This is a genomic window from Mycolicibacterium vulneris, from assembly GCF_002104765.1.
Taxonomy (GTDB): Bacteria; Actinomycetota; Actinomycetes; order Mycobacteriales; family Mycobacteriaceae; genus Mycobacterium; species Mycobacterium vulneris.
The window spans coordinates 1-1,213 of record NZ_NCXM01000086.1; the positions used below are offsets into that span (position 1 = coordinate 1).

The following is a 1,213-nucleotide window of genomic DNA, read 5'->3' on the forward strand; positions in this document are numbered from 1 at the left end:
CCGGCGAAGGGTGGTCGGGCCATGACGGTGGGCCGGAAGCCGTACTTGGGCCCGGCGACTCCGTGGCCGGCCGCACTCGTACCGGCCAGCGGCATGCCACCGAGCAGGTTCCCGGGCCCGCCCGCGGCTTCGGGGGCGGCGCTGATGCTGCTGACCGGGATGGCATGTCCGAGCGCCGGTGCGGTCGGCGCCCCCGACCAGGCGACCGGCACCGAGAGCTTGCCACCGATGGAGGCCGCGCTGCCCAACGCCGCCACCGGGTGCGCAGCCGCCGCACCGCCACCCAACACGCCACCCAACCCGCCGAGCCCGGGCAACGCCTTGGCCGCCGCCGGCGCCGCGCCGCCCAACAGCCCCAAGGTCTTGGCCATCTGCACCCCGAAGTTACCCATACCGACACTGAAGTACGGCAAACCCTCGGTGTTATAGAACAAACCCGAGAACGGGGCGTAACCGTTGACGACCGATCCCAGGCTGGTGGGGAATGTGGTCTGCCCGGTCAGCAGGTACCACAGTTCGCTGTACGAACTGGTCGGCGGCCCGGACGAGGTCGAGGGCGTGATCGTCGAGTTCGTCGAGTTTGTCGTGCCACCCTGAGCCAGGCTGTTTAGAACTTTCGACGTGTTGGTTGCCGTCGAGTTGCTCGTAGCGTTGGTGACCGCAGCGCTTTGGGTGGCCTGACCGGACGGGTTGGTGACCTCCGGCGCGTTCTTGAACGGCGTCTGCTGGGTCGCAGTCGACGACTGGCCCGCATAGGTGTACATCGCACCGGCATCCTGCGCCCAGTACTCGCCGTACTGGGCCTCCAACTGCGCGATCGCCCCGGTATTCTGTCCGATCACATTGGTTTGGGTCAACTGCTGAACCAGCGCACGGTTGGCCGCGATCACCGGCGGCGGCACCACCGAGGCAAACGCCGCCTCAAAAGCCGCCGAAGCCGCATTAGCCTGAGTCGCCGCCTGCTCGGCCTGAGCGGCCGTCGTGCTCAACCACTCCGCATACGGAGCCGCCGCCTGGGCCATCGCCGCAGAGGCCGTCCCGGTCCACTCCTCACTGGACAGCTGAGTCACCACGTTCTGATAACTCAACGCGGCCGACTGCAACTCCGCAGCAATCGCATTCCACGCCGACGCCGCCGTCGTAAACGACTCCGAACCCGGACCCGCATACATCCGCGCCGAATTGAACTCCGGCGGAAACGCCCCATAATCCA

At 67.4% G+C, this 1,213-nt stretch carries 1 protein-coding gene; it reads right to left on the bottom strand.

The annotated features are described in order from the left end of the window. On the bottom strand, window positions 1-1,213 hold a 1,213-nt coding region (locus B8W69_RS29445; protein ID WP_085293147.1), incomplete at both ends, for a PPE family protein.